The organism is Gemmobacter nanjingensis (genome assembly GCF_014652195.1).
GTDB lineage: Bacteria > Pseudomonadota > Alphaproteobacteria > Rhodobacterales > Rhodobacteraceae > Gemmobacter > Gemmobacter caeni.
On record NZ_BMYI01000016.1, the window covers coordinates 50,686 to 76,550 of the forward strand.

30 protein-coding genes and 1 pseudogene are annotated in these 25,865 nt (G+C 62.9%); 28 read left to right on the forward strand and 3 right to left on the reverse strand.

What is annotated here, in order from left to right:
* Nucleotides 1–186 precede the first annotated feature (186 nt).
* The gene (locus IE126_RS19925) at nt 187–1,113 is read left to right on the forward strand and encodes a DUF2493 domain-containing protein (protein WP_015740138.1); all 927 of its coding nucleotides are present in this window, start codon (nt 187–189) and stop codon (nt 1,111–1,113) included.
* A gap of 32 nt (nt 1,114–1,145) precedes the next feature.
* Here IE126_RS19925 and IE126_RS19930 read toward each other — a convergent pair whose 3' ends face one another.
* Nucleotides 1,146–1,646, reverse strand: coding sequence for a hypothetical protein (locus IE126_RS19930; RefSeq protein WP_015740143.1), 501 nt, complete (start codon nt 1,644–1,646; stop codon nt 1,146–1,148).
* 235 nt (nt 1,647–1,881) lie between these two features.
* On the opposite strand from IE126_RS19930, the gene IE126_RS19935 reads away from it, so the two are divergent.
* Both IE126_RS19935 and IE126_RS19940 read left to right on the forward strand, forming a co-directional pair.
* Nucleotides 1,882–2,322, forward strand: coding sequence for a hypothetical protein (locus tag IE126_RS19935; protein ID WP_015740144.1), 441 nt, complete (start codon nt 1,882–1,884; stop codon nt 2,320–2,322).
* Between the two features lie 566 nt (nt 2,323–2,888).
* A complete protein-coding gene (locus IE126_RS19940; RefSeq protein WP_009450558.1) occupies nt 2,889–3,215 on the forward strand; it encodes a DUF736 domain-containing protein in 327 nt (108 codons plus the stop codon).
* Between the two features lie 94 nt (nt 3,216–3,309).
* Here the strand turns inward: IE126_RS19940 and IE126_RS19945 are convergent, their stop codons facing one another.
* Together IE126_RS19945 and IE126_RS19950 are read right to left on the reverse strand one after the other, a co-directional pair.
* Entirely contained in the window at nt 3,310–4,551 is a 1,242-nt protein-coding gene (locus IE126_RS19945; RefSeq protein WP_009450557.1) for a type II toxin-antitoxin system HipA family toxin, read from the reverse strand.
* On the reverse strand, nt 4,529–4,849 hold the full coding sequence (locus IE126_RS19950; protein WP_009450556.1) for a helix-turn-helix domain-containing protein: 321 nt from the start codon (nt 4,847–4,849) through the stop codon (nt 4,529–4,531). Before IE126_RS19950 ends, IE126_RS19945 begins: the two co-directional genes overlap by 23 nt.
* A gap of 319 nt (nt 4,850–5,168) precedes the next feature.
* Between IE126_RS19950 and IE126_RS19955 the strand changes: the two genes are divergently transcribed.
* The 25 genes and pseudogenes from IE126_RS19955 to IE126_RS20070 all read left to right on the forward strand — a co-directional run bounded on the left by IE126_RS19955 (nt 5,169) and on the right by IE126_RS20070 (nt 25,863).
* Complete coding sequence (locus IE126_RS19955) at nt 5,169–5,435, forward strand: helix-turn-helix domain-containing protein (RefSeq protein WP_035746341.1); 267 nt, start codon at nt 5,169–5,171, stop codon at nt 5,433–5,435.
* 60 nt (nt 5,436–5,495) lie between these two features.
* A complete protein-coding gene (locus IE126_RS19960) occupies nt 5,496–5,771 on the forward strand; it encodes a DNA -binding domain-containing protein (RefSeq protein ID WP_066700621.1) in 276 nt (91 codons plus the stop codon).
* A 128-nt stretch (nt 5,772–5,899) separates the two neighbouring features.
* A pseudogene (locus IE126_RS26405) lies at nt 5,900–6,037 on the forward strand (transcriptional regulator domain-containing protein); the annotation flags it as partial.
* Nucleotides 6,038–6,065: 28 nt separating this feature from the next.
* Entirely contained in the window at nt 6,066–6,665 is a 600-nt protein-coding gene (locus IE126_RS19965) for a DUF2285 domain-containing protein (protein WP_229825714.1), read from the forward strand.
* Nucleotides 6,666–6,801: 136 nt separating this feature from the next.
* A complete protein-coding gene (locus IE126_RS19970; RefSeq protein ID WP_035746363.1) occupies nt 6,802–7,083 on the forward strand; it encodes a helix-turn-helix transcriptional regulator in 282 nt (93 codons plus the stop codon).
* Nucleotides 7,084–7,198: 115 nt separating this feature from the next.
* Complete coding sequence (locus tag IE126_RS19975; protein WP_066700620.1) at nt 7,199–8,248, forward strand: replication initiator protein A; 1,050 nt, start codon at nt 7,199–7,201, stop codon at nt 8,246–8,248.
* Nucleotides 8,245–8,898, forward strand: coding sequence for a ParA family partition ATPase (gene parA / locus IE126_RS19980; protein ID WP_066700619.1), 654 nt, complete (start codon nt 8,245–8,247; stop codon nt 8,896–8,898). Before IE126_RS19975 ends, parA begins: the two co-directional genes overlap by 4 nt.
* The gene (locus tag IE126_RS19985) at nt 8,895–9,149 is read left to right on the forward strand and encodes a hypothetical protein (protein WP_066700618.1); all 255 of its coding nucleotides are present in this window, start codon (nt 8,895–8,897) and stop codon (nt 9,147–9,149) included. Before parA ends, IE126_RS19985 begins: the two co-directional genes overlap by 4 nt.
* Nucleotides 9,146–9,664, forward strand: coding sequence for a DUF2840 domain-containing protein (locus tag IE126_RS19990; RefSeq protein ID WP_015740154.1), 519 nt, complete (start codon nt 9,146–9,148; stop codon nt 9,662–9,664). Before IE126_RS19985 ends, IE126_RS19990 begins: the two co-directional genes overlap by 4 nt.
* A complete protein-coding gene (locus tag IE126_RS19995) occupies nt 9,661–10,206 on the forward strand; it encodes a S26 family signal peptidase (RefSeq protein ID WP_066700617.1) in 546 nt (181 codons plus the stop codon). The genes IE126_RS19990 and IE126_RS19995 overlap by 4 nt, the downstream gene beginning before the upstream one ends.
* A gap of 35 nt (nt 10,207–10,241) precedes the next feature.
* Entirely contained in the window at nt 10,242–10,577 is a 336-nt protein-coding gene (locus IE126_RS20000) for a DUF736 domain-containing protein (protein WP_010336155.1), read from the forward strand.
* A 4-nt stretch (nt 10,578–10,581) separates the two neighbouring features.
* Nucleotides 10,582–11,292 (forward strand): lytic transglycosylase domain-containing protein, encoded by a 711-nt coding sequence (locus IE126_RS20005; RefSeq protein WP_066700616.1) that lies wholly within the window; start codon nt 10,582–10,584, stop codon nt 11,290–11,292.
* 1,153 nt (nt 11,293–12,445) lie between these two features.
* Entirely contained in the window at nt 12,446–13,678 is a 1,233-nt protein-coding gene (locus tag IE126_RS26045; RefSeq protein ID WP_268245829.1) for a DUF3363 domain-containing protein, read from the forward strand.
* A 175-nt stretch (nt 13,679–13,853) separates the two neighbouring features.
* Nucleotides 13,854–15,842 (forward strand): conjugal transfer protein TraG, encoded by a 1,989-nt coding sequence (locus IE126_RS20015; RefSeq protein WP_015740162.1) that lies wholly within the window; start codon nt 13,854–13,856, stop codon nt 15,840–15,842.
* Nucleotides 15,843–15,856: 14 nt separating this feature from the next.
* Complete coding sequence (locus IE126_RS20020; RefSeq protein WP_066700614.1) at nt 15,857–16,318, forward strand: ribbon-helix-helix domain-containing protein; 462 nt, start codon at nt 15,857–15,859, stop codon at nt 16,316–16,318.
* A gap of 194 nt (nt 16,319–16,512) precedes the next feature.
* Entirely contained in the window at nt 16,513–17,457 is a 945-nt protein-coding gene (trbB, locus tag IE126_RS20025; RefSeq protein WP_425319666.1) for a P-type conjugative transfer ATPase TrbB, read from the forward strand.
* A complete protein-coding gene (locus IE126_RS20030) occupies nt 17,454–17,786 on the forward strand; it encodes a TrbC/VirB2 family protein (RefSeq protein WP_009450539.1) in 333 nt (110 codons plus the stop codon). Before trbB ends, IE126_RS20030 begins: the two co-directional genes overlap by 4 nt.
* Nucleotides 17,786–18,067, forward strand: coding sequence for a VirB3 family type IV secretion system protein (locus IE126_RS20035; protein ID WP_015740165.1), 282 nt, complete (start codon nt 17,786–17,788; stop codon nt 18,065–18,067). The genes IE126_RS20030 and IE126_RS20035 overlap by 1 nt, the downstream gene beginning before the upstream one ends.
* 10 nt (nt 18,068–18,077) lie before the next feature.
* The gene (trbE, locus tag IE126_RS20040) at nt 18,078–20,585 is read left to right on the forward strand and encodes a conjugal transfer protein TrbE (protein WP_015740166.1); all 2,508 of its coding nucleotides are present in this window, start codon (nt 18,078–18,080) and stop codon (nt 20,583–20,585) included.
* Nucleotides 20,582–21,364, forward strand: coding sequence for a P-type conjugative transfer protein TrbJ (trbJ, locus tag IE126_RS20045; RefSeq protein WP_009450535.1), 783 nt, complete (start codon nt 20,582–20,584; stop codon nt 21,362–21,364). Before trbE ends, trbJ begins: the two co-directional genes overlap by 4 nt.
* A gap of 20 nt (nt 21,365–21,384) precedes the next feature.
* The gene (gene trbK-alt / locus IE126_RS20050; protein WP_015740167.1) at nt 21,385–21,672 is read left to right on the forward strand and encodes a putative entry exclusion protein TrbK-alt; all 288 of its coding nucleotides are present in this window, start codon (nt 21,385–21,387) and stop codon (nt 21,670–21,672) included.
* Between the two features lie 3 nt (nt 21,673–21,675).
* Nucleotides 21,676–23,037 carry a P-type conjugative transfer protein TrbL gene (gene trbL, locus IE126_RS20055; RefSeq protein WP_015740168.1) on the forward strand — a complete coding sequence of 454 codons (1,362 nt, stop codon included), beginning with the start codon at nt 21,676–21,678 and terminating at the stop codon, nt 23,035–23,037.
* Nucleotides 23,034–23,723 carry a conjugal transfer protein TrbF gene (gene trbF / locus IE126_RS20060; RefSeq protein ID WP_015740169.1) on the forward strand — a complete coding sequence of 230 codons (690 nt, stop codon included), beginning with the start codon at nt 23,034–23,036 and terminating at the stop codon, nt 23,721–23,723. The genes trbL and trbF overlap by 4 nt, the downstream gene beginning before the upstream one ends.
* Nucleotides 23,720–24,733: a P-type conjugative transfer protein TrbG gene (gene trbG, locus IE126_RS20065; RefSeq protein WP_015740170.1), complete on the forward strand. Its 1,014-nt coding sequence runs from the start codon at nt 23,720–23,722 to the stop codon at nt 24,731–24,733. Before trbF ends, trbG begins: the two co-directional genes overlap by 4 nt.
* Nucleotides 24,730–25,863, forward strand: coding sequence for a TrbI/VirB10 family protein (locus tag IE126_RS20070; RefSeq protein WP_015740171.1), 1,134 nt, complete (start codon nt 24,730–24,732; stop codon nt 25,861–25,863). The genes trbG and IE126_RS20070 overlap by 4 nt, the downstream gene beginning before the upstream one ends.
* The last annotated feature ends 2 nt before the right edge of the window (nt 25,864–25,865 follow it).

Sequence of the window (25,865 nt, forward strand, 5' to 3'; positions counted from 1 at the left end):
CCCGCCACCCCACGCGACAGGTCGCGTGGGGACCCCGTCTCCCCCGCCTTTACAGCGCGAAACAAATCAGCCGGGCTTTGCCATCAAGGCCCTCGCCAGAGGCTCGGACTGCCAGGCCGGAGCGTCCGTGGGCTTTCGTCGCCATGAAGGCCGCGACGGCCGCGGTCCAACTGACGGAAGCATCCCATGTACGCGCACGACGATTTCGAACCCGATCACAGCACGTCCCCGACCGGCCATGCCATCGAAGAACTCGAACTCTACGGCTACCGTCCCTCCGAAGATGAGGCCGATCCCCGGATCACACCCGAAGATCACGTTATCCAAGGCGCAGTCTCCGAGATCTTCGACGCCCTAATTTCCACCATGGCCGACACCAGCCTCGATTTCGACCTCGACGAGATCCTCTGGTCCACCGTCAACACCTTCCACCGCGCCGTCGAGCGGATCGAGACCAAACTCGACGATAACGAGCAGGCACAGAAGCGCCTTCAGCGCGAACAGGATGGCAGCGAGGTCAAATCCGTCCAGCTCGAAACCCTGATCGGCGCGGGCCAAAGTCTGATCGAGCGCCGCGACAGCATGGAAACCTTCCGCGATGCCGCCGCCGACATCTATCTGCGCACCACCGGTACGCCCTGGTCGCAACGCTCCGGCTCACGGGTCAACCATCGCCAGATGACCTCGGCCATGATCGACAGCCGCGACTTCATCGCCGCAAAACGCCGGGCCGACAACGAGGTGCTGCTGCCCGCCGGACCGAAGATCGCCTTCTCGGGCGGTGACACCACCGATCACCGGACGATCTGGGCCAAGCTCGATCAGATTCACGCCAAGCACCCGGACATGGTGCTGATGCACGGTGGATCGCCCAAGGGCGCGGAACGTATCGCGGCAACCTGGGCCAATAGCCGCAAGGTCGCACAGGTCGCGTTCAAACCCGACTGGGCGAAACATGCCAAGGCAGCACCGTTCAAGCGCAACGACCAGATGCTCTCCACGATGCCGATCGGGGTCATCATCTTCCCCGGCACTGGCATTCAGGACAACCTGGCCGATAAGGCTCGGAAGATGGGCATCCCGGTCTATCGCTTCGGAACCGGCAGCGCGTGAGCGCTGCCGGTTCGGCATAACGCCATTGCGCACTACTGCAAGAGCGCCAGGTCCTCCCAGCGAATCCGGAGGTAACGGCCTGAGCGCTTTGGCAATTGCTTGCGGCTGACCATTCGCCCGGAGACCTGGAACTCTGCATTTATTTTGACCACGAGCAACTTGTTGAAATGCCTCGATGTATCCACCATCACTACGTCCTTGGTCTTGAAAGGTGTGATGGTTTTGATTTCGACATGATCGTTTTCGAGCCTGCCGTCCGAACCCTGCGCGTAGGTCTTGTTCAACTTAATGCCGTAGGTGATGGCCCCGAACAATTCGCCGATATCGCCATACACGGACAAATGCAGGCCAGTCTCCAGATGGTAGCTCTCAGCGAGTGAGATCAGGTCCTCAAAATACGGGATCATTGATCGGATGGCGTTTGGATACTTCGCTCCCCACTCCTTGTGACGAAGCTGCTCATCGATGTCTGACCAGCTTACCCATTCGCCATCGTCGTAAAATGCTCGATCTGACCAATCGATTTCTGCCATAGACTTTAACCCGCAGCCTTCCACCCAACAATATAACCACCGTAGAGGTAGAGCCGATACTGGTCTACCAGACGCATAAGGTTTCTCATTCAACCTGCTAGTTTTCGGACAGGCCTGGCCTCGAAAGCCATCGCTTCTCGCGCGGTGAGAGGAATGCTGCTATGCTGTGATTGCGCCATGGTGGTGGTGGTGGTGGAAGGCGCAGCCGTCCGACCTTTTGCACGGAGTCACCACCATGATCGTTCTCGGAATTATTGTTTCCATTGCAGCCATCGGGACCATGTGCTGGCTGCTGTTCAATCTCGCCGTTTTTGCCCTGCCGTTCTTTATCGGCCTGAACGCAGGCATATGGGCCTATGGCACGGGCGCTGACTGGCTTGGCGGCATCCTCATCGGTCTTATCGCTGCGGGTCTGACAGTGGCGGTCGGTCAGGGCCTGCTCATGCTGGTTCGTCCGATCTGGGCACGGCTGCTGATCGCTTTGACCTTCGTTGCCCCGGCGGGCGTGGCAGGGTTTTACGCTACGCTCGGGATCGTCAAACACATGATGCCGTCCGAGACGTGGCAGATCATCTTTTCGGTAGTCGGTGCGGTCGCGGTGGGCGTGACGGCGTTCCTGCGCGTTGCAGGCATGGCGGCAACCGGCCCTGCGGACGGGAACCTTGCACGCACCTGAACTGGAGTGACCCGTAGAGGCAGGACCAGAAGCGGATACGGATCATCTGCCGTCTTCGTCAGGAGGCGGGTGGGTAGATAGCGTGTGGATCCCAGGGCAGCGTGAGGCACAGGCACGGTCCATAGGAGCGCAGGACGGTCAGTGCCAGCATTCGAGGACTGACCGAAAACCGGTTGGGGCAATGCCGATAGCACAGGCCGGAGAAAAGGATGTGCACGACCTGAAACGCGGGGGACCAGACAAGCCGGTGCGCCGGTCTGGTCATCCTGATGGAGCCTCGAGGTTGCCACCGTCCCCGTTCACCCCCGTGTCTCGACCGCTCCAAACGGCCTCTTCAATGGCCTGATCTGGCCGAAGAACAGCGCGATGCGCTTCGACCGCTTTAGCGCAACAGCGTCGTCACAACTTTCTTCCCCTGCCGGCAAAGCCGCCATTCCGCGCGGAACAAGAAAGTTCCTCCTGTGCTGTCCAGCCCCTTTGGGGTGCGCCAGCGTTCGTCTCCGGCCGGTCGATCGCCATAGAGGCCGCAATGGTGCGGGCTCGGAAACGGAAAGCGGAGACTTAAAATGGCAACCATCGGCACCTTCAAGAAGACCGGCTCGAACGAATTCACCGGCGAAATCGTCACCCTCAGCGTCCAGGCCAAGGGCGTGCGCATCATCCCCGACCTGCGCGCCACCGGCGAGAATGCCCCCAGCCACCGCGTTCTGGTCGGTCGCGCTGAAATCGGCGCCGCCTGGTCCAAGCGCTCCAACGAGGGCCGCGACTATCTGGGCCTCAAGCTGGACGATCCAAGCTTCAACGCTCCGATCTACGCCAACCTCTTCGACGAAGAAGACGGCGAAACCTTCTCCCTCATCTGGTCCCGCCCCAACGGTCGCCGCGGCGACTGAGGCGCGGAACAAAGGCTCCGACCGCAAGGTCGGGGCCTTTCCCGTGCCCGCGGGAAAGCCGCCAGGCCCGGTGACCTGACCGGGCTGGAACTGCTCAGCCGGTCAGGATCGGGATCATGGTTTTCACATGGGCGTCGATCCGTTCCAGCACGGGCGGGGGGACCACCTCGCGTTCCGGCAGTGTCCACCATTTCGCATCGATGCGTTTCACCGTCTCGACAACGGCCTTGAGCACGGCAGGCTCGGGAAGCCTTGCCCGATTGGCAAACGTCTTCCAGCGGGCCGGGGCCAGGCCCTTGAAGGCCCGCTCGCCGCCCAGAGACAGCGCCAGCCCATCTGCCGGAATATAGGGAATGGTCGAAAGCATGTCGTAGATCGGTGCAAGAGCGGGCGTGTCGCCGTCGCCCGAATAGATCAGTGACCAGTTCTTGAGGTGCATGTCGCCATTGCCCATGACCACCGAGAAGGTCAGCCGCCGGACAAACTCCAGCGCGGCGAACGGCGAGATTGCCACATTCAGCACAGAGGCGATGTCGTGGGAGGCGGCGCCATCATATTTGCGCGCCGGGTACAGGCCGAAAACCTGCGCGAAATCCTCGATATGGATGCGCTCCCCGTCTGCCCCGCGATCAAAACGCCGCACGAGCAGGACCAGCCCCTCGGCAAGTGTTTCAAACTCTTCGGGAATGCCCTCGAACTGGTCTCGGCTGACCAGTTCCCGCTCAGGCACATTCATACCGATGGCTTCGGCAAGCGCGAGGTTCGCGAACTCGTTCTCGGACACGCCCGGAAAGGCGGTCGAGGGGAATTTCGCAATATATTGGCCCTCGTCATCCCCGAGCGGCAAGGTCAGCCCGCCGCCTTTGCCGGTGTTCTTCATCACCGAGAGCTTCATCTGCACGCCTGCCAGCGAGAAGCGAGCCTTGGGCCGTCCTTGGGGTGGCGCCACCCCGATGCCGGGTTGGCCGTCACTGGGCAGCACCCGAACGGCCCCCGGCAAATCCGCACCAAGGGTGGCCAGGAGATCGAAATCATTCCCCGGCCGCACATTGCCCGCATGGTGTTTTTCCATCGCCTCGCGCAGCCGGTCTTCGGGCAGCAGGTTGGCAAAGAAGGGCGGCAGGCTGCCTGCGACAGGTCGCGGATCCTTGCGCAGGCCCCCTGATGCCGCGCGCAGCGACAGGCTCAGAACCGGAATGCCGCCGGTCGCGCGATAGGCTGGATCAAGGCTGAAGGCGTTGAAATCACCCGGCGTCCTGACGATCGTGCCAACCTTCGCACTGTTCAGGAACACGTCCAGCGCGGTGATGGTCTCAGCGGTACGGACGGCTGTCATCGTCGCTCTCCGGTTGCGGGCTGAAGGCCGGATGATCATCCTCGGCCTCGGGGCGCAGAAGCGCCTCGATGGCGGGCACCATCGCCTGCGGGACCAGCATCATTTCCAGCCCAAGCGCCCTGGCAATGTTGATCAATGTCGTGGTGCGCGCAGCCGCCGCCCCCGTCTCGATGTCGCGGTAGCGCGGCCGCGATATACCGGCGAGATCAGCGACTTGCTCCTGGGTCAACCCCGCTGCAAGACGCGCGCGGCGAAAATGGTCGCCGATCAGCCTCAGTGTTTCTTCTTCCGCCTTCATGTGACGCCTTTACAGATCATTTTTGCTGCACTGATCTGGATGGGTATCATATCCAGCGCAGAACGCAAAGAAAATGATCTCCAAACATATCACGATCATTCCTCTTGGAGCGTTTGGGGATCATCTTGTGCTGGTCGGCGCTACGGCCAGCACAAGTGCTGCAATTGCGGCATACAGGCGAATCAGTCGGGCTGCATGCTCAGCCGTGCAGATAACGCCCTGGCCAGATTCGACGATTTCGTATGGCGTATCGGGCGAAGGCGACTAAAATAGCCGTAGTTCTGGAATGCGCGCCGGTCGCGATGGGAGGTGATCATGCATGATCACCGCTCGACAGTCGCGGGCCGCACGCGCGTTGCTGGGTTGGACGCAGGAGACGCTCGCTGACAAGGCCCGAATATCGCTGACTGCCCTGAAACGCCTTGAGTCCGAGAACCGGCTCGAGGTGTATGAGACAACGCGGGATCAGGTGCGCCGGGCGCTTGAAGCAGCAGGGATTGTTCTCCTGTCCACGGATCGCGGGCAAGGAGTATTGCTGGTTCATGACCAAGACGAGAAGAGATACCGACAGATCCGTGACGCCTGACCGGCGCCGGCGACATCATCAATCCGCTGCGGCGGCCTATGCTCTGTGGCGACCCGCGACATGACATCTCCGGTTCCTCCCTTCGACGATATTGCACCTGTTAGCGACGAGCTGACCAAATATGATCGCGCGCATATCAAGCTCTATATGCGGCTGCTCGATGCCGCCGGTAATGGGGCGGAATGGACCGAAGCCGTCAATGTGCTGTTCGGAATTGACCCTGTTCGGGAACCTGAACGCGCCCGGCAGGTCCATGACAGCCATCTGGCACGGGCGCGCTGGATGACACAGAGCGGCTATCGTCAGCTGCTGCGTAATCCGATAGATCGGACCTGACCTCGCCGCCGTCGCACCAGTGATGCCTTCAGAGCATCACCCCATGTCTTTGTCCCGGCTTCCATCTCGGTAGAGGCGCCGCAATTCTTTCACGCTCCACCTGTGCAGTTTCAACCAGGAGCGGAGCAATGAAGCCGGATACATCCCGCTGGCGAGACCAGAACCAGTATGAATTCTACGATGCGCTGCCCGTTGAGGGTGTCGCCTGGGAATGCCTGCGGCGTAACGCCTCCTACCAGGCCAGTTTCGATGATCTTGTAGCGCAAGGCGCCGGGCATCTTCCCTTTGCGGATGATGTCCAACATCGCTGGGGGTTGCGATTTCCCGGCAGACCCCGGCTTTTCCGCGCTCGACCAACCGGTCATCTGGTCGCCTGTTGCCAATCCGGACATGCTGATGCTCGGGGCAGCGCCCGATTTTCTTCCGCCTTCTCCGTCCGCCTTATCGGTAGATCTTGCTGATGCCATCTGCGGACCAGAGGGGACATATGGTGTCTGCGACGCCAGAGACGGCGTTCAATATCTGATCCTCGCCGACACCGATGCCAATTCGCAGCCGGCGATCATTCTGCCACTTGACGAAAATCTGCCGGATCGGCTCGAAGCCATTCTCAGGCTCTGGCACATGCTGGCCGGGAAACCCGCGCGCCGCGACCCCAGGATGACGCCGTATCAGCGCCGGCGGTTTCGCCTGATGATGCAAGCTGCCGACGGAAACGCCAACCACGCGACCTATCGTGAGATTGCCATCGCCATCTACGGAGAGGCGCGCGTTCGCGCTGAGCCGTGGAAGACATCGGCTTTGCGCGCCTCTGTCATCGCCCTTGTCCGATCTGCCGCCGCGCTGATCGACGGCGGTTATCAGGACCTTTTGCGCCATCGTCGCAAACCCTGACACTGACGTCTGATCGAGGGTGAGGATTCTACCCCTTCGATCTTCCTCATCCCCCATGCCGCCGCGCCTTCGCCACCGTGCGCATGTCATGCCGTTGATCGTCAGCGGCATCCTGCACAACCACGGAGGCCACCCCATGCGACCTGATCTCGCCGCCTTGCCGCCACGCTATCTGCGCACCAAGGAAGCCGCCGATTTCCTCAGTCTGTCCGCGCGCACGCTGGAAAAGCACAGAACCTACGGAACGGGACCTGCCTATCACAAGCTCGGCGGCCGCGTTGTCTATTCGGTCGAGGATCTCGCAGCCTGGGTTGCGCGCGGATCGGTTACCTCCACGTCGGACCCACGCGGACAAGTTCTCCCGGCGAAACCTATGCCGCCGACCGCATTCACCTCGCCCAAGCGCATCACGCGCTGAACACGGCGGTCAGCCCCTGATGGCAGCGCAGCACCCATCCGCCTCGGAACGCGGGCAACTCGATCTGTTTCGGGCGCTTCCCGGGGAATTCGCACCACGAGACGCGCAGGATCTCATGGCCTATCCTTTCTTTTCCCTTTCCAAATCGCACCGTATCCGCCCGATTGACTTTGCCTTGGGCAACGTCTCGATCCGTGTCGAAGCTGTTCCCGATCACGGTATGGCGACGATCTGGGACGCCGATATACTGATCTGGGCGGCCAGCCAGATCGTGGAAGCGCGGGACGCCGGTCTGCGCACGTCGCGCCTGATGGCGGCAACGCCCTATGAAATCCTGACATTCACAGGGCGCGGAACCTCCCTGAGGGACTATCAGCGCCTGAAGGCGGCGCTGGACCGGCTGCAATCGACCACGGTTGCAACCTCGATCCGCCAGCGCGCGAATGGACGGCGACATCGCTTTTCGTGGATCAACGAATGGCACGAGCGGACCGATGCCAATGGCCGTCCGGACGGCATCGAGATGATCGTGCCCGACTGGTTCTACAGTGCGGTTCTGGATGACGCCCTGATCCTCACCATCGACCGGGCCTATTTCAATCTGACCGGCGGGTTGGATCGCTGGCTCTATCGCCTGGTGCGCAAGCATGGTGGGCGACAGAAAAACGGTTGGCGGTTCGACTTCCGTCACCTGCACCAGAAATCGGGCAGTCTGTCGCCGTTCAAGCGCTTCGCCTTCGAGCTGCGCGACATTATCCGCCGCCAGCCACTGCCCGGCTACACCCTGTTCGCCGAGGTCGAAACCGGCGGCCGGATGCTGCTCGCTTTCGAGCCTGTCCCGGCCTGTGGAAAACCTGTGGATAGTCTCGTGCTATCGGGAACCCGGACTATCGTGCCATCAGGAACCGGAGGCTCGTGCTATCGGGAACCCAAACACCTCCTATCCTTCGGTAACAAAAGCGAAAATCGCGCCCTTAACTTAGAGTCTAACACAGAATCTAACTTTGAAGAGCGGCAGCGCGATGTGGAAAAGCTCATCGCGAAGGCTGGTGCGGCCCTCAGATCGGGTGCCCATAAAGGCAAGCTGACGCCCCCAAAGCAAGGAGCGCCCGCGTCAACAAGCACGCCTGAACTTCCTCTCGGCAAACCGGGAGGACGGCGATGATTGTCGCGCTCCTCAATCAGAAAGGCGGCGTGGGCAAGACGACGCTGGCGCTGCATCTCGCCGGAGCCTGGGCCGCGGAAGGCAAGCGCGTCATCCTGATCGATGCCGACCCGCAAGGCTCCGCACTCGACTGGTCGGAGCGGCGCAGCGATGAAGGGCTGCCAAGGCTGTTCACCGTCATCGGACTTACCCGCGATACCCTGCACAGGGAGGCGCCGGAACTGGCGCGTGACGCGGATCATGTCGTCATTGATGGTCCGCCCCGTGTCGCTGGTCTGATGCGCTCTGCGTTGCTTGCAGCCGATCTGGCGCTGATCCCGGTGCAGCCATCGCCCTTCGACGGCTGGGCCTCGGCCGAGATGCTGGCGCTTCTGAGCGAAGCACGCATCTATCGTCCCGAGCTTGCCGCCCGTTTTCTGCTGAACCGATGCGGTGCGCGCACCATCATCGCCCGCGAAACGGCCCAAACACTAGCGGACCACGATCCACCCTTGCTGGCCACGACCATTGGCCAGCGCGTCGCCTTCGCTGAAGCCGCACAAACCGGGCGACTGGTCTCAGAGACCGATGGCGGCGAACGGGCTGCACTGGAGGTCACAGCGCTGGTGGCCGAGATCGATAGCCTCGGGCTCGGGAGGATTGTGCGATGACACGTCCACCCGCCAAATCCGGCTTCGCATCGCGTCCGGGCAATCCCGATAGCTGGGTCAGGGCCGCCGATGCGCCGGTAACAGGAAAGATGGCTGCCGAGGCGTTTACCGCCCGCCTGACCATCGACATCACGCCCGAGCTACGCGGGCGCATCAAGGTCGCTGCCTTCCGGCGCGGCGTCACGGTCGCCGTGATGTTGCGCGAGCTGCTGGTCCGCGAGTTTCCACCCACCGAAGGAGATCAGCCATGACCGGCAAGACCGCGTGTGCAGTGCATGAACATCCGCGGCCGGGCGGACCAGCTCCGTTCACCACATTGGTCGAACTGACCTTCCAGAAGAAGAAGGTCGAGCGCTGGATCAGGTTCGGTCACAAGAGCTTTGAGCAGATCATCGACCGCCGCTGCAGTCTGATCGGTTTTGCGCCCGAAAGCATCTTTGCCTTCGTCCGCTGGGCCTCCAACGATTACGGCACCATCGTCTCGCGGCTCGACATCCTGCGCGCCGTTGGTCGCGGCGAACCGTACCAGACCGTGCCCTTCGTTCGTCCTGGCTGCGAGATCCTGCTGCGTATTGATGGCTGGCGACAAGTCCAGCGGGTGCTGGCCCTGATTGATGCCGTGGACGCGCTTGGCATCGATCCGGCGGATGTTGCGCCGGACCATTGGCGGCACGTCCACAACCGCTTGAGTGCCGGTCAGGAACCCAACCCCTACACCCCGGAACGCCATGCCGCGTGGCTCAACCGCCGGAGGATCTGGACATGAGCCGCCGTCATATCCTCGCCGTGTCCATGCTGGCCGTCGGCACGCTTGTCGCCACGGCGGTTGCCGATCTGCCAACCCGGCTGATCTGGAACGCGACTGCCAGCGCGCCCATCGGCTTCTACACGGTTGCTCCCGCCGATACGCTCGAAATTCCAGAACTCGTCGTCATCATGCCGCCCGAACCGCTGGAGCGGTTCATGGTCGAGCGCGGCTATATCGGACGCGGCGTGCCGCTGCTGAAGCGTGTCCTCGGCCTGCCGGGACAGCGCGTCTGCCGCAACGGTGCGACCATTACCGTCGATCATGTCGAAATGGGGGACGCGCTGGAGCGCGACCGCATGGGCCGCGATCTGCCGGTCTGGCAGAGCTGCCGCATCATCGGCGACGGTGAACTCTTCCTCATGAATTGGGACGTCCGGGACAGCCTCGACGGCCGTTACTTCGGACCTGTTCCCGCCAGTTCCGTCATCGGCCGGGCGCTCCCGCTCTGGACCGATGAGGAAGGCGATGGCCGCTACGAATGGCGGGCGGCCACGCATTGAACCCACGCCAAATCCACAAACACAGGAGACATACCATGCCACAGATCGGTCAATTTGCGCGTGACGCATCCGGCTTCGCCGGTCAGCTCGTCACGCTCACCATGAAGCGCGATCTCGTTATCGTGCCCGCCGAACATTCCGATGCGGAGAATGCGCCGGACTATCGCGTCCATTTCATTGAACATGACGGGCCGGAGGTCGGTGCTGCATGGAAACGCACCGGCGAAAAGGCTGGCGAATATCTCTCGGTGCTGCTCGACGATCCCGCCTTACCGCAGCCGATCCGCGCCAATCTGTTTCGCGACGACGATGCAGGCTCGTCATGGTCGCTGCACTGGAGCCGCCCGCGGCCCCGCGAAGATCGGGACTGAGATCATGCGATCCCGCGCCCTTCTTATCTTCACGGCCCTTCTGTCGGCTGGCAGCGGCTCGATGCCGGCCATGGCGCAGGTCACGCCGCAACCCGCGCCTGTTACCGCGCATCCCCATGCTGCTTTCATTGCAGAGGCGTCACAGCGTTTCAGCATTCCAGAGCACTGGATTCGGGCCGTGCTGGGTGTGGAAAGCGCGGGCGATGTGCGCGCCATTTCATCGGCGGGCGCGATGGGACTGATGCAGGTCATGCCCGATACCTGGGCGGGCCTGCGCAGCCGCCATGGCCTCGGGCGCGATCCTTACGATCCGCGTGACAACATCCTCGCAGGTACGGCGTATCTGCGGGAGATGTGGGACCGCTATGGCAATGTCGCGGCCATGCTTGCCGCCTACAATGCCGGTCCCGGTCGCTATGACGAGCATCTGGCGACAGGTCGCACTTTGCCCGCAGAAACACGCGCCTATGTCGCCACGCTCGCACCTGTTCTCGGCAGGGCGACTGCGCCTGATGTGCCGACGATCGTGCCGCCGCCGCCACCGGATTGGCGCGAAGCCCCGCTCTTCGTTGCGCAATCCGGCGGCATTTCAGCGGCGGTTAATCAGCCATCGAGCGACATCCACGCAACCGCTTCTCTGCGCGATCCCGCCGTTCAGGAGCCGCAGGACAGCGGCATATTCGTGGCCCTTGCGAGCGATGGCGACAAGCCATGAGCATGGCGTTTACGCGCTCGTTCGGTCCATTTCCGGTGTGCAGTCAGGCTTGGGTGCGCCTGGCAGCATTCCCGGCAGGAAGGGCAAAAAGGGAAGGAAAGGCGGAGGGCAAGATAAAGGAAACCGGCACCCTGTCGGGGCAGTTTCTGGGCAAGCCCTTGTCTGCACACTGTTTTGGGGCGCGGCGCACGGCACCCTGCTTTTGGGTCTCGCGTGCCGCGATATGGCGCAAAGCCTTGGCTTTGTTGGGTTTTGACCGGCACTATAGCCTAATATCTGCCGTTTCCGTGTCTAAACGGCAGGGAATGGGCTCATGAGCGCCGACGACGAGAATCGCTTTCGCCCCAGGCCGGGCCGGATCAAATTCGACGTGCCGAAAGCGGGCAAAGCCAAGAGCTTTCTGACGCAGGCGAAGAAGCTGGCGCGTCAGCTTAGCAACAGCCCTAGTAGATCATCGTCATTCGCATCACGGACGTCCTCGTCGTCCTCATCGGGTTCGGCCGGAAAGAGCGGGAAGGCATCGCGCGCTGGCAAAGGTCCGGGCGTCAAGCGTGGCCGTGGCGCGGCCTATGTCCGCGCCCGAACCCTGTCGGGCGGGTGGCGTCACAGCGCAGCCGGAGTGCGTCGCGTCGTCGTCAAAACCCGATACGTTCAGAGCGCGGGGAGGAATGGCAAAGGTGCTGCCCATCTGCGCTACATCCAGCGCGACGGAACATCGCGTGATGGCCAACGTGGCCAGCTCTATTCGGCGACCGAGGACCGCGCTGATGGAGATGCCTTCCTTGATCGCGGCAAGGATGATCGCCACCAGTTCCGCTTCATCGTCTCGCCCGAGGATGCCGCCGATCTTTCCGATCTCACCGACCACACCCGCGATCTGATGAGCCGCATCGAGGCCGACCTTGGCACGAAACTCGATTGGGTGGCTGTCAATCACCACAATACCGGCCATCCCCATGTCCATGTCATTGTTCGGGGGAAGGACGATCTGGGCGAGAACCTGGTTATCAATGGTGACTATCTCGCCAATGGTATTCGTGAGCGGGCGAGCGAACTGACCACGCTGGAACTCGGCCCCGTGACCGAGATCGAGCAGAGCCGCAAGCTGTCTGCCGAAATCGATCAGGACCGCTTCACGCGCATCGACCGCGCCATGACCGAGGAAGCCGACGAAAGGTTCCTCGATCTGCGCCACGAACCGGCAGATGCACGCCGCCAGTTCAACCGCACACTTCGCCTGCGCCGTCTCGCCAAGCTGGAAAAGATGGGGCTGGCTAGGGAACATGCACCCGGCGTCTGGGAGCTTGGCGCGAAGATGGAACCGGCGCTGCGTGAACTCGGTGAGCGCGGTGACATCATCCGCAACATGCACAAGGCGCTGAAGGCCGATGGGCAGGAACGTGATCCGATGACCTTCCAGCTTCACGATGCCGCACCCGCGGCGCCCATCACCGGCCGCGTCGTGGACAAATATCTCACCGACGAGATGGGCGAGAACCTGACGCTCGTGGTGGACGGCATCGACGGGCGAACACACCATCTTCCCGGCATTGATCCGGCCCGCGTTGAAGATGCCCGGATCGGCAGCATCGTGGAAGTCGGTCCCGCCGATACAGCGCAACGTCCCTCTGATCGCACCATCGCTGCGATCTCGGAAAATGGTATCTACCGACCGAGCCGCCACCTCGAACAGGCGAAGTTCGAGGGACGTGTGCCGGGTGGCGATTATGAGGGCTATGTCGATGCCCATGTCCGGCGATTGGAGTCGCTACGCCGGGCCGGGATTGCCGAGCGGATCGACGCCGACCAGTGGCGCATCCCCGAAGACTTCGAGAGCCGCGCCACCGCCTATGATGCCGGTCGCAACCGGCAGGCCAGCATCCGTGTCGTCTCGACCTTCGATCTGGAAAAACAGATCGGCGCCGATGGCGCGACCTGGCTGGACCGGCGATTGGTCACACCGGACGCCTCGGACCTTACCCCGGCAGGGTTCGGCCAGCAGGTGCGCGAGGCTATGGACCAGCGGCGTGAACACCATATCGCACAGGGCGATGCCACGCGGCAGCAGAATGGACGCATCCTCTATCGGCGCAACCTGCTCGCCAATCTGCGAGAAAGGGAAGTGGCCCGCGTCGGTGCGGAAATGGCCAGCAGCAAAGGCTTGCCGTTCCGGGCGGCTGCCGATGGCGAAAATATCAGCGGCAAGTTCACCGGGATCGCACATCTATCGAGCGGCAAGTTCGCCATTGTCGAAAAGAGCCACGAGTTCACTCTTGTCCCATGGCGGCCAGTGATCGACCGCCAGCTCGGCCGCGAGGTTGCGGGCATCGTGCAGGGTGGATCGGTATCGTGGCAAATGGGGCGAACACGAGGGCTCGGGATTTGAGCCTTTGCCGATCTGGCACCTCGCAAATTGTTCTGTCGACATCGGCATCTGAAAGGGCCTGTCCGATGTGCCGCCGATAGTATCCGGCAACACGGCACCCCTGCTTTTCCTGTTGCCGCTTTCGAAAACGTCTATTCTTTGATCGGCTCCGACTCTCTTGCCGATTGGAGCCTGTATGCGTGGTGGCCGAATACTCTGGGGCCAGATCATTGTTGTATTCACCATTGTCCTGGTGATGGTCTGGACTTCGACGCAATGGGTGGCCTTCCGCCTTGGCTTTCAGCCCCAGCTCGGCAATCCGTGGTTCGATGTTGCGGGATGGCCGGTCTATTATCCTCCGGCCTTCTTCTGGTGGTGGTTTTCCTATGACGCCTATGCGCCCGGTATTTTCACCGAAGGCGCGTTCATCGCCACGTCCGGGGCGTTGTTCGCTATCGCCGCCGCTTTTTTCATGTCGATCATCCGGGCGCGCGAGGCGCGCAACGTCGCCACCTACGGATCGGCCAGATGGGCCGAGGACAAGGAAATCCATGCTGCCGGACTGCTCGGTCCCGATGGCGTGGTCCTTGGCAGGCACAGCAAGGACTATCTCCGGCACGACGGCCCCGAGCATGTCCTTTGTTTCGCGCCCACCCGATCAGGCAAAGGCGTCGGTCTCGTTGTGCCGACGCTGCTGACCTGGCCGGGAAGTTGCATCGTGCACGACATCAAGGGTGAGAACTGGAATCTGACGGCCGGCTTCCGGTCCCATCACGGCCGCGTCCTGCTGTTCGATCCGACCAATGTGCATTCCGCAGCTTACAACCCGCTGCTGGAAGTCCGTCAGGGGGAGTGGGAAGTCCGCGATGTCCAGAACATCGCGGATATTCTGGTCGATCCCGAGGGCAGTCTCGACAAGCGCAACCATTGGGAAAAGACCAGCCATTCGCTACTGGTCGGCGCCATCCTGCATGTTCTCTATGCCGAGAAGGACAAGACGCTGGCGGGGGTCGCGAGCTTTCTGTCCGATCCGCGCCGTCCGGTCGAGGCGACCTTGCGCGCCATGATGGACACGCCGCATCTGGGCGAAGCCGGTGTGCATCCCGTCATCGCCTCATCGGCACGCGAGCTGTTGAACAAATCCGAGAACGAACGCTCCGGCGTGCTGTCCACGGCGATGTCCTTTCTCGGTCTCTACCGAGATCCGGTCGTGGCCCGCGTGACGGCCCGCTGCGACTGGCGCATTGCTGATCTGGTCGGAGCAAAAGAACCGGTCAACCTCTACCTCGTCGTACCGCCCTCGGACATCAACCGGACCAAGCCGCTGATCCGTCTGATCCTCAATCAGGTCGGGCGGCGGCTGACCGAGGAACTGGAAACCACCGGAAAACGCCATCGTCTCCTGTTGATGCTGGACGAGTTCCCCGCGCTCGGGCGGCTTGATTTCTTTGAATCGGCGCTCGCCTTCATGGCCGGCTACGGCCTCAAAGCGTTCCTGATCGCGCAGTCGCTCAACCAGATCGAGCGGGCCTATGGACAGAACAACGCCATTCTCGACAACTGCCATGTGCGTGTCGCCTTTGCCGCAAACGATGAACGCACCGCCAAGCGGATCAGTGATGCGCTCGGCACGGCCACGGAAATGCGCGATTCCACCAACTATGCGGGCCATCGCCTCGCGCCCTGGCTCGGGCATCTCATGGTTTCGCGGCAGGAAACAGCGCGGCCGCTCCTGACACCGGGCGAGATCATGCAGCTTCCGCCAACCGACGAGATCGTCATGGTAGCGGGTGTGCCGCCCATCCGCGCCGCCAAGGCGCGCTACTATGCCGATGCGCGGCTTCAGGAACGGGTGCTGCCGCCGCCCGATCTGCACAAGCAGTCGGTGAAGATGGAAACATCGGCACCAGACGACTGGACGAGCCGTGTTGTTGCGGCCGCGGCCGGCCACGGACCCGCGTCGAACAGGTCCGACGACGATCCTGCCAATGCCGGTATCCGTCTTGAGCCGGAGCTTCCCGAACATGAGGAAATCATCCCGCCACCACCGCCGCCATCGCAGGAGTTCGATTTTCTCGATGATGAGCCCGACGTCGATGCCGCCAAAGCCCGTGCCATGCGTCAGCGGATGCGCATGGTCGCGCGGCAGGCGTCACTCGACCCAAATGACGGCATCGAGCTTTGAGAAGGAAGACAGGCATGACGAGTCGCACCCGCATGAATGTCTACTTCTCCCCGGATCTGCTGAAGCAGGTCGAGGGTCTGGCGCTGCGTCGCAATGTTTCAAAATCCGCAGTGATCGAGGCTGCGGTAGCATCCTTCCTGTCCGGTGACACGACCCAACGGCTGGAAGCCGCAATGTCGCGACGCCTGGATAAGCTTGGCCGCCAGTTCGATATGCTGGACGAAGATGTCGCCATCCTCGGCGAGACGCTTTCGCTGTTCGTACAATTCTGGCTCACCATGACGCCGCCGCTGTCAGATAGCGCGAAACAGTCGGCACGCATCAAGGGCAACGAGCGCTTCGAAGGCTTCATGCAGACGCTGGGCAAGCGCCTGGCTTCCGGCGACAGATTCCTGAAAGAGTTGTCGCGGGATATCGATTCGCTTCACGATCTTTCGTCACAAGGCCAGTCCGAAGCGGATGGAAACCAGCTCTGAACTTTCGATCCATCCTATTTACCGCCCTGCGCCGCCGATGCCCGCACACGCGTAAACATCTGTTGAAACGGCCCTAAATCAGGTTCTTTTAATCGACCCCAATCCGGGGTCCGTCTTTTGCGCGTCCCGCCATGAACGGGGCCGCCATGACCGCATCACATCAGAAACCCGAGACGATTGCGCGTGGTGCGCGGATGCTGCGCACCGCGCTCGGTACATCGATTGCCCGGTTTCTGGAAGATCCAGCTGTGGTCGAGGTGATGCTGAATCCCGATGGCCGCATCTGGGTGGATCGGCTCTCCGAAGGGCTGGCCGATACGGGGGAGAGGCTGTCGGCTGCCGATGGCGAGCGGATCGTCAGGCTGGTCGCCCATCATGTCGGCGCCGAGGTTCATGCCCGCAATCCGCGTGTGTCGGCTGAACTGCCCGAGACCGGAGAGCGCTTCGAAGGGTTGCTGCCGCCTGTCGTCACGGCGCCGACCTTTGCCATCCGCAAGCCTGCCGTCGCGGTGTTCACGCTCGACGACTATGTAAACGCCGGGATCATGACCAGTGCTCAGGCCGAGGTGCTGCGCCTGAACGTCGCCACGCGCGCCAATATCCTTGTCGCGGGCGGCACCTCGACCGGAAAAACCACGCTGACCAACGCGCTGCTGGCAGAAGTCGCCAAGACTTCGGACCGCGTCGTGATCATTGAAGACACGCGCGAACTGCAATGCGCCGCGCCCAATCTGGTCGCGATGCGCACCAAAGATGGCGTGGCGACGCTCTCCGATCTGGTGCGTTCGTCGCTACGCCTGCGCCCGGATCGCATCCCGGTCGGCGAGGTGCGCGGGTCCGAAGCTCTCGACCTCCTTAAAGCCTGGGGCACCGGCCATCCGGGCGGGATCGGCACCATCCATGCCGGTTCCGGCATTGGCGCGCTGCGACGCCTCGAACAGCTCATCCAGGAAGCCGTCATCACCGTCCCGCGCGCCCTGATTGCCGAGACAATCGACCTCGTCGCCGTTCTTGCCGGACGCGGCTCTTCCCGCCGGCTGGTCGAACTCGCCCGCGTCGATGGGCTGGGGCCGGACGGCGATTACGCCATCACGCATCCCATCACTTTGGCAACCACCCCGAAAGGAAACCCTTCATGATCCGCACGATTTCACGCGGCTGCCGCATCATGGCAACCGCCGCTGCCACTGTTTCCATCAGTCTGATGCTGGCGCCTGCCGCACACGCCTCCGGCTCCTCCATGCCCTGGGAGGCCCCGCTTCAGTCGATCCTCCAGTCGATCGAGGGTCCTGTCGCCAAGATCATCGCCGTCATCGTCATCATCGCCACCGGCCTGGCGCTGGCCTTCGGTGATACCTCCGGCGGCTTCCGCCGCCTGATCCAGATCGTCTTCGGCCTGTCCATCGCCTTCGCCGCGTCGAGCTTCTTCCTGTCGTTCTTCTCGTTCGGCGGCGGGGCGCTCATCTGATGGCGGGTGGCCTCGAACAGCTCGACGCGGTGCCGGGCTTCTCCATCCCGGTTCACCGGGCGCTGACCGAGCATATCCTGCTCGGCGGCGCACCGCGTTCGATTGCCATCGTCAACGGCACGCTGGCCGGCGCCGTCGGCCTCGGCCTTCGTCTCTGGCTGGTTGGCATCGCCATCTGGGCGGTCGGTCATTTCCTCGCGGTATGGGCTGCCAAACGCGATCCGCTTTTTGTCGAGGTGGGCCGCAGGCACCTGCGCATACCCGGTCATCTGTCAGTGTGAGGGCGCGGCCATGATGAACCTCACCGAATATCGCCGTACCGCTACCCGCCTCGCGGATTTCCTGCCCTGGGCCGCGCTGGTTGGCTCGGGCGTCGTGCTGAACAAGGACGGCAGTTTCCAGAGGACTGCGAAGTTTCGCGGGCCGGATCTGGATTCCGCTGTTGCCGCCGAACTGGTCGCGGTCGCCGGGCGTATCAACAACGCCGTGCGCCGCCTCGGCTCCGGCTGGTCGATCTTTGTTGAGGCACAACGAAGCGAAGCCGCGACCTATCCCGGCAGCCAATTTCCTGATCCGGCCTCCGCTCTTCTCGATGCCGAGCGCAAAGCTGCCTTCGAGGAAGCGGGCACGCATTTCGTGTCAGGCTACTTCCTGACCTTCCTCTGGCTGCCACCCGCCGAAGATGCGGCTCGCGCCGAGACCTGGCTCTACGAGGGCCGTGAGCAATCCGGCGTCAATCCATGGGAGCTGATGCGCGGCTTCATCGACCGCACCGACCGCGTGCTGGCGCTGCTCGACGGCTTCATGCCCGAATGCCACTGGATCGATGACGCGGGCACGCTGACCTATCTCCATTCCACGATTTCCACGAACCGCCATCGTGTTCGCGTGCCCGAAGTGCCCATGCACCTCGATGCGCTGCTGGCCGATCAGCCGCTGACTGGCGGGTTGGAACCGCGCCTTGGTGACAAGCATCTGCGCGTCCTGACCATTATCGGCTTTCCGACAGCGACCACGCCCGGCCTGCTCGACGAGATGAACCGGCTCGCGTTCCCGTATCGCTGGTCCACCCGCGCCATCCTGATGGACAAGACGGACGCGACGAAACTCCTCACCAAAATCCGCCGTCAATGGTTCGCCAAGAGAAAATCCATCGCCGCGATCCTCAAGGAGGTGATGACCAACGAGCAATCGGCGCTGGTGGACACCGATGCGTCCAACAAGGCGCTCGATGCCGACATGGCCTTGCAGGAACTGGGCGCTGACGTCGCCGGCATGGCCTATGTCACAGCAACCGTCACCGTCTGGGACGCCGACCCCCGTATCGCCGACGAGAAGCTGCGTCTGGTCGAGAAGATCATTCAGGGCCGTGACTTCACGGCCATGCCGGAAACTGTCAATGCCGTCGATGCCTGGCTAGGCTCGATCCCCGGACATGCCTACGCCAATGTCCGGCAGCCGCCGATCTCGACGCTCAACCTCGCCCACATGATCCCTCTATCGGCCGTGTGGGCGGGGCCGGAACGGAACGAACATCTCGGAGCGCCCCCCTTGCTGTACGGCAAGACCGAAGGTTCGACTCCGTTCCGGCTTTCCCTTCATGTCGGCGACGTGGGCCATACCCTCGTCGTCGGCCCGACCGGCGCGGGCAAGTCCGTGCTGCTGGCGCTGATGGCGCTGCAATTTCGCCGCTATGATCGCAGCCAGATTTTCGCTTTCGATTTCGGGGGATCGATCCGGGCATCCGCGCTCGCCATGGGTGGCGACTGGCATGATCTCGGCGGTGGATTGACCGAGGGATCGGAGGTTTCCGTTTCCCTGCAACCGCTGGCGCGGATCGATGATGCCTATGAACGGTCATGGGCCGCTGACTGGATCGCCGCGATCCTGATGCGTGAAGGCATGATCATCACGCCGGAGGTGAAGGAGCACATCTGGACGGCGCTGACATCGCTGGCATCCGCCCCGGCGGGGGAACGGACCATCACCGGCCTTGCCGTGCTGCTGCAATCCAACGATCTGAAACAGGCGTTGCGCCCTTACTGCATTGGCGGCGCCTATGGCCGGTTGCTCGACGCCGAGGCCGAACATCTCGGATCAGCCGATGTACAGGCCTTCGAGATCGAGGGGCTGGTCGGCACTGGGGCTGCGCCTGCCGTCCTGTCCTATCTGTTTCATCGGATCGGCGACCGGCTCGACGGTCGGCCAACCCTGCTCATCATCGACGAAGGCTGGCTGGCGCTCGATGACGAGGGGTTCGCCAACCAGCTGCGCGAATGGCTGAAGACACTCAGGAAGAAGAACGCTTCCGTCATCTTCGCCACGCAATCGCTCTCGGACATTGACGGCAGCAATATCGCGCCCGCCATCATCGAAAGCTGCCCGACGCGGCTGCTTCTCCCGAATGAACGCGCCATCGAGCCGCAGATCACGGCAATCTACCGCCGCTTCGGCCTCAATGACCGGCAAATCGAGATACTCGCGCGGGCCACGCCAAAGCGGGACTATTACTGCCAATCGCGGCGCGGCAATCGCCTGTTCGAGCTTGGCCTCAGCGAAGTCGGCCTCGCGCTCTGCGCCGCATCATCCAAATCCGATCAGACCCGTATCGCCGAACTCGTCGCCGAGCATGGGCAGGACGGTTTTCTCGCGGCCTGGCTGCGCCATCGCGGCGTCGAATGGGCCGTCGATCTGATCCCGAACCTCACAAATCTTGTCGAACGGACAGAGCCCGCTCGGCCGGTCGCGCCAGACCAAATCCATCCAGATGACAGCCAAGAAAAGGAGACCCTGCCATGATCCGTATCCCCGTTTCCCGATATGTCAGTGCATCCGTGCTGGCGCTGACGCTCGCCATGCCTGTTGCACTGTCGCCCATGCTGGCAAGCCCCGCTCACGCTTTTGGCTTCGGCCGCATCGTCTATGATCCGACCAACTATGCGCAGAACCTTCTGACTGCCGCACGTACGCTGGAGCAGATCAACCACCAGATCACCTCGCTTCAGAATGAAGCGCAGATGCTCATCAATCAGGCGAAGAATCTCGCCAGTCTGCCATATTCCTCGCTCCAGACTTTGCAGCAGAATGTCCAGCGCACGCAGCAGCTTCTGGCCCAGGCGCAGAACATTGCCTTCGACGTGCAGAACGTCGATCAAATGTTCCAACAGAAATACGGCAAGGTTTCGCTGTCCGCGACCGACGCCCAGCTCGTCGCCGATGCGCGGTCCCGCTGGCAGAATACGGTCGGCGGTTTGCAGGACGCCATGCGCGTGCAGGCTGGTGTCGTCGGAAATATCGACACCAACCGCGCTGAAATGTCCGCCCTTGTCGGGCAGAGCCAGAACGCCACCGGCGCGTTACAGGCGACACAGGCGGGCAATCAGCTTCTCGCGCTCCAGTCGCAGCAGCTTTCCGACCTGATCGCGCTGATGTCCGCCAATGGTCGCTCCGAAGCCCTGATCGAAGCCGAGCGTGCCACCGCCGCCGAACAAGGCCGCATCCAGCGCGAGCGCTTTCTGACGCCGGGATCGGGCTATCAGCCCGGCAATGCCCGGATGTTCGGCAACGGCAACAACTGACCGGACAAGAGGGGCGCGACATGGACGGCAAGATGCTGGCCCGGCTGGGCGCGATCATATTCGTGGCCATCGCCATCACCGCGACGGTGATCGAAATGACACGCGAGGACGAACCAGCACAGCCCCGCGCGGCGCCGGCGCTTCAGGCGCCTGCCGATCCGCTGCGCCAGAGCCTGCGCCACTGCCAGCAGTTAGGCGAGGCCGCCGTGAACGATCCCGGCTGCCTCGCCACCTGGGCCGAGAGCCGCGACCGGTTCCTCGGCCGGACGCCGGTGCCCGCCGCCCCGCATCAGAACGGGGGACAGTGAACCATGGGCGGCACCGGCGTCATCGACAACTTTCTGGGTGTTTTCACCAGTTACATCGACAGCGGCTTCGGCCTGCTTGGCGGCGAGGTCGCCTTCATCGCCACCACGCTAATCGTCATCGACGTGACGCTGGCCGCACTCTTCTGGTCCTGGGGTGCGGATGACGACATCATCGCCCGGCTGGTCAAGAAGACGCTCTTCGTCGGGGTCTTCGCATACCTGATCGGCAACTGGAACAATCTCGCCCAGATCATCTTCGACAGCTTCGCCGGTCTTGGCCTGAAAGGTTCGGGCACCAGCTTTTCCGCCGCTGATCTGCTGCGGCCCGGCAAGGTGGCGCAGACTGGCCTCGATGCCGGTCGCCCGCTGCTCGAATCCATCTCGGACATGATGGGTTATTGGTCGTTTTTCGAGAACTTCATCCAGATCGCTTGCCTGATGTTCGCCTGGGCGCTGGTACTGCTGGCCTTCTTCATTCTCGCCGTGCAGCTCTTCGTCACGCTGATCGAGTTCAAGCTGACCACGCTGGCGGGCTTTGTCCTCATTCCCTTCGGCCTCTTCGGCAAGACCGCCTTCATGGCCGAGCGCGTTCTTGGCAATGTCGTCTCCTCCGGCATCAAGGTGCTGGTGCTCGCCGTCATCATCGGCATCGGCTCGACATTGTTCTCGCAGTTTACGGCCGGTTTCGGCGGCGTGACGCCGACCATCGACGACGCCATGGCGATCGTGCTGGCCGCACTTTCCCTTCTCGGCCTCGGCATCTTCGGTCCCGGCATCGCTTCCGGTCTGGTTTCTGGCGGCCCGCAGCTTGGCGCAGGTGCAGCAGTTGGAACCGGTCTCGCCGCTGGCGGCATGATGCTTGCTGGCGGCGCTGCCGCAGGCATGGCCGCGAAGGGAGGGGCAGCGGCGCTGTCGGGTGGAGCTGCTGCCGTCCGTGGCGGTGCTGCTGCCGCAGGTGCGGCGAGCGCCGCCTATAGTGTCGGATCGCTCGGCCAGTCAGGGGCTGCCGGTGTTGCCTCCGGCCTCGGCGGTGTTGCCCGCGCGGCAGGCTCAGCCGCAGCATCGCCCCTGAAGCGGACGGCATCGAAAGCAGCGGAAAGCGCCAAATCCAGCTTCTCCGATGGCGCGCGCGCCGGGCTCGGCGTCACCGGTGGATCGTCCTCGCAGGGAACCATTGGTGGTGCGAGCGTGGCCGGTGCCGCACCCGCCTCCGCACCGGCGGGCGGACCGCCTGCATGGGCGCAGCAGATGCACCGCCGCCAGGCGCTCAATCACGGCACGACCATGGCCGCCCATGCCGTCCGCTCCGGTGACAGCCACGGCGGCGGCTCTTCCGTCAACATTTCCGAAAGTGACCGCTCATGAACATCTTCAGACGTCCAGCGACCCATTACGGCAAATCGCCCGAACCCGAGACGCCTTACCAGAAAGCCGCACAAGTCTGGGACGAGCGCATCGGCTCGGCTCGCGTGCAGGCCAAGAACTGGCGCTATATGGCCTTCGGCTCGCTGATCCTCTCGGCGGGCTTCGCTGCCGCGCTGGTTCTGCAATCGGCGCGAGGGACCGTCGTGCCCTGGGTGGTGCAGGTCGATAATCTCGGCCAAGCCCAGACCGTCGCCGCAGCCACCGCCGATTACCGTCCGACCGATCCGCAGATCGCCTTCCATCTTGGCCGTTTCATCGAGCAGACGCGCTCGATCCCGGCGGATGCCATCATCGTGCGCCAGAACTGGCTGCGCGCCTATGAGTTCGCCACTGATAGGGGAGCGGCCGCGCTCAACGACTATGCCCGCGCCAACGATCCGTTCACCCGTGTCGGCCGCCAGCAGATCGCAGTCGAGGTTTCCAGCGTCATACGCGCCTCGAACGACAGCTTCCGCGTCGCCTGGACCGAGCGTCACTATGAGAACGGGCAGCTTTCCAGGACCGAGCGCTGGACCGCGATCCTGACCATCGTGATCCAGACGCCGCGCGATGCCGAGCGTCTGCGCACCAATCCGCTCGGCATCTACGTCAATGCAATTTCATGGTCGCGGGAGATGAGCCAATGACCATCGCGTTTCCCCGCAATTCCGCCTTGCCGGTTTTCCGTAAGCCCGCCCTCGCGGCTTTGATGCTCTCGGCCACCATGCTGGCAGGCTGCGCCACCAACAAGACGCCGCAGTTCAGCTATGATGCCAATGTTCCGGCTCTACCGACCGTGCAGGCCACCGTTACGGATGATCGGCCCCGACCGCTTCACACGCCGCCAGCCTGGACGGTTGCGCGTGGTGGGACCGCAGCGGGAACACCGGCAGGCCGGGTCGAGAACGCCAATGCCGCCGCCCGCGTCGAACCGCGCCGCGAGGGTTACTATAACGCCATCCAGATCTATCCCTGGTCGGAAGGCGCGCTCTATCAGGTCTATGCAGCACCAGGACAGATCACCAATATCGCGCTGGAGCCGGGCGAAAGCCTGACCGGCGCGGGACCGATCGCGGCGGGAGACACCGCCCGCTGGATCATTGGCGATACCGAGAGCGGGAGCGGTACGTCGCGCCGGGTCCATATTCTCGTCAAACCATCCCGATCCGACATCTCAACCAATCTCGTGGTGACGACCGATCGACGCACCTATATGATCGAGCTGCGCGCCCGCGAGGCGCTCTATATGCCGTCCGTATCTTGGTCTTATCCGGCGCTGCCTGCCGGTCAGCGCCAGACCGTTCCCGCAGCACCCATCATCCCGGTCGAGGCGGCACGCAACTATCGTTACGGCCTGACCGGAGATACGCCGCCATGGCGGCCGATTTCCGTCTTCGACGATGGCCGCCGTGTCTATGTCGTTTTCCCGCGCGGCATCGTGCAGGGAGAGATGCCGCCGATCTTCGTCATCGGTTCCAAGGGCGAGACCCAGATCGTCAATTCCCGTGTTCACCAGAACATCCTGATTGTGGATCGCCTGTTCGGCGCGGCTGAGTTGCGTCTTGGTAGCGGCAAGCAGCAGCAGACGGTCAGGATCGTTCGCATCGAGCAAAGGCAAGCTGCCCAGCCCGCCAAAACCGGGGAGCAACCGTCATGAGTGAAGAGGCCACCACCAACCCAACGCCGATGCGTCTGCGTGCCGAGCCGCCGCGCGTCACGCGCCTGTCGCGCAAGATGCTGGCCGGTGCCGGGGCTGTTGCGCTCCTCGGCATCGGCGGGGCGCTGATCTATGCGCTCCAGACGCGCGACATGAGCGGAAACGGTGAAGAACTCTATTCGACCGAGAATCGCGCCACGGCAGATGGACTGGCGGGTCTGCCGAAGGATTATACCGGGCCGGTCCTGGGGCCGGCATTGCCGGGCGATCTCGGTGGCCCGATCCTGGATGCCCAGAACCGGGGTCAGCCCGTCACGCCGCCCGCCATGGCGACGCCTGCCCGCGATCCTGCCGAAGAGCGCCGGCTTGCCGAAGAAGAAGCTGCGCGTCTCAGTACAGTGTTCTTCCAGTCCGGGCCAAGAGTGGCGACGACGCCTGGCTCCAATATGCCGGGCCTTGCTGGCCTTGACCTTGGTGGCCAGCCCGCAACACAGGACCGCCACACGGCATTTCTGAATGGGCCGGTGGAACGGCAGACCGTTGCCATGGATCGGATCATGGCGCCAGCCTCGCCCTACATCCTTCAGGCAGGGGCCGTAATCCCGGCGGCGATGATTACCGGCATCCGCTCGGACCTTCCCGGCCAGATCACCGCGCAGGTCACGGAAAATGTCTATGACAGCCCGACCGGCAGCCTGCTGCTAATCCCGCAGGGAACGCGCATCATCGGTCAGTATGACGCCGGTGTGCAGTTCGGTCAGCGCCGCGTGCTGCTGGTCTGGAACCGCCTGATCCTGCCCAACGGCCGCTCTATCGTGCTGGAGCGCCAGCCCGGTGCGGACGCTTCCGGCTATGCCGGGCTGGAAGATGGCGTTGATTACCACTGGTGGGATCTCATGAAGGCGGCGGGGCTGTCCACGCTGCTCGGCATCGGCACGGAACTGGCGACCGACGACGAGGATCGTCTGATCCGGGCCATCCGCGACGGAGCGCAGGATACCATCAATCAGGCAGGGCAACAGATCGTCCAGCGCCAGTTGCAGGTCGCGCCGACCCTGACGATCCGGCCGGGCTACCCGGTCAGGGTCATCGTTACCCGCGATCTCGTACTCGAACCTTATAGGAACTGACC

Bases quoted from the DNA above. Each gene is read 5' to 3' on its own strand.
- IE126_RS19925 (WP_015740138.1), top strand. From the start codon at position 187: ATGTACGCGCACGACGATTTCGAACCCGATCACAGCACGTCCCCGACC.
- IE126_RS19930 (WP_015740143.1), bottom strand. From the start codon at position 1,646: ATGGCAGAAATCGATTGGTCAGATCGAGCATTTTACGACGATGGCGAA.
- IE126_RS19935 (WP_015740144.1), top strand. From the start codon at position 1,882: ATGATCGTTCTCGGAATTATTGTTTCCATTGCAGCCATCGGGACCATG.
- IE126_RS19940 (WP_009450558.1), top strand. From the start codon at position 2,889: ATGGCAACCATCGGCACCTTCAAGAAGACCGGCTCGAACGAATTCACC.
- IE126_RS19945 (WP_009450557.1), bottom strand. From the start codon at position 4,551: ATGACAGCCGTCCGTACCGCTGAGACCATCACCGCGCTGGACGTGTTC.
- IE126_RS19950 (WP_009450556.1), bottom strand. From the start codon at position 4,849: ATGAAGGCGGAAGAAGAAACACTGAGGCTGATCGGCGACCATTTTCGC.
- IE126_RS19955 (WP_035746341.1), top strand. From the start codon at position 5,169: ATGATCACCGCTCGACAGTCGCGGGCCGCACGCGCGTTGCTGGGTTGG.
- IE126_RS19960 (WP_066700621.1), top strand. From the start codon at position 5,496: ATGACATCTCCGGTTCCTCCCTTCGACGATATTGCACCTGTTAGCGAC.
- IE126_RS19965 (WP_229825714.1), top strand. From the start codon at position 6,066: ATGTCCAACATCGCTGGGGGTTGCGATTTCCCGGCAGACCCCGGCTTT.
- IE126_RS19970 (WP_035746363.1), top strand. From the start codon at position 6,802: ATGCGACCTGATCTCGCCGCCTTGCCGCCACGCTATCTGCGCACCAAG.
- IE126_RS19975 (WP_066700620.1), top strand. From the start codon at position 7,199: ATGGCCTATCCTTTCTTTTCCCTTTCCAAATCGCACCGTATCCGCCCG.
- parA (WP_066700619.1), top strand. From the start codon at position 8,245: ATGATTGTCGCGCTCCTCAATCAGAAAGGCGGCGTGGGCAAGACGACG.
- IE126_RS19985 (WP_066700618.1), top strand. From the start codon at position 8,895: ATGACACGTCCACCCGCCAAATCCGGCTTCGCATCGCGTCCGGGCAAT.
- IE126_RS19990 (WP_015740154.1), top strand. From the start codon at position 9,146: ATGACCGGCAAGACCGCGTGTGCAGTGCATGAACATCCGCGGCCGGGC.
- IE126_RS19995 (WP_066700617.1), top strand. From the start codon at position 9,661: ATGAGCCGCCGTCATATCCTCGCCGTGTCCATGCTGGCCGTCGGCACG.
- IE126_RS20000 (WP_010336155.1), top strand. From the start codon at position 10,242: ATGCCACAGATCGGTCAATTTGCGCGTGACGCATCCGGCTTCGCCGGT.
- IE126_RS20005 (WP_066700616.1), top strand. From the start codon at position 10,582: ATGCGATCCCGCGCCCTTCTTATCTTCACGGCCCTTCTGTCGGCTGGC.
- IE126_RS26045 (WP_268245829.1), top strand. From the start codon at position 12,446: ATGACCGAGGAAGCCGACGAAAGGTTCCTCGATCTGCGCCACGAACCG.
- IE126_RS20015 (WP_015740162.1), top strand. From the start codon at position 13,854: ATGCGTGGTGGCCGAATACTCTGGGGCCAGATCATTGTTGTATTCACC.
- IE126_RS20020 (WP_066700614.1), top strand. From the start codon at position 15,857: ATGACGAGTCGCACCCGCATGAATGTCTACTTCTCCCCGGATCTGCTG.
- trbB (WP_425319666.1), top strand. From the start codon at position 16,513: ATGCTGCGCACCGCGCTCGGTACATCGATTGCCCGGTTTCTGGAAGAT.
- IE126_RS20030 (WP_009450539.1), top strand. From the start codon at position 17,454: ATGATCCGCACGATTTCACGCGGCTGCCGCATCATGGCAACCGCCGCT.
- IE126_RS20035 (WP_015740165.1), top strand. From the start codon at position 17,786: ATGGCGGGTGGCCTCGAACAGCTCGACGCGGTGCCGGGCTTCTCCATC.
- trbE (WP_015740166.1), top strand. From the start codon at position 18,078: ATGATGAACCTCACCGAATATCGCCGTACCGCTACCCGCCTCGCGGAT.
- trbJ (WP_009450535.1), top strand. From the start codon at position 20,582: ATGATCCGTATCCCCGTTTCCCGATATGTCAGTGCATCCGTGCTGGCG.
- trbK-alt (WP_015740167.1), top strand. From the start codon at position 21,385: ATGGACGGCAAGATGCTGGCCCGGCTGGGCGCGATCATATTCGTGGCC.
- trbL (WP_015740168.1), top strand. From the start codon at position 21,676: ATGGGCGGCACCGGCGTCATCGACAACTTTCTGGGTGTTTTCACCAGT.
- trbF (WP_015740169.1), top strand. From the start codon at position 23,034: ATGAACATCTTCAGACGTCCAGCGACCCATTACGGCAAATCGCCCGAA.
- trbG (WP_015740170.1), top strand. From the start codon at position 23,720: ATGACCATCGCGTTTCCCCGCAATTCCGCCTTGCCGGTTTTCCGTAAG.
- IE126_RS20070 (WP_015740171.1), top strand. From the start codon at position 24,730: ATGAGTGAAGAGGCCACCACCAACCCAACGCCGATGCGTCTGCGTGCC.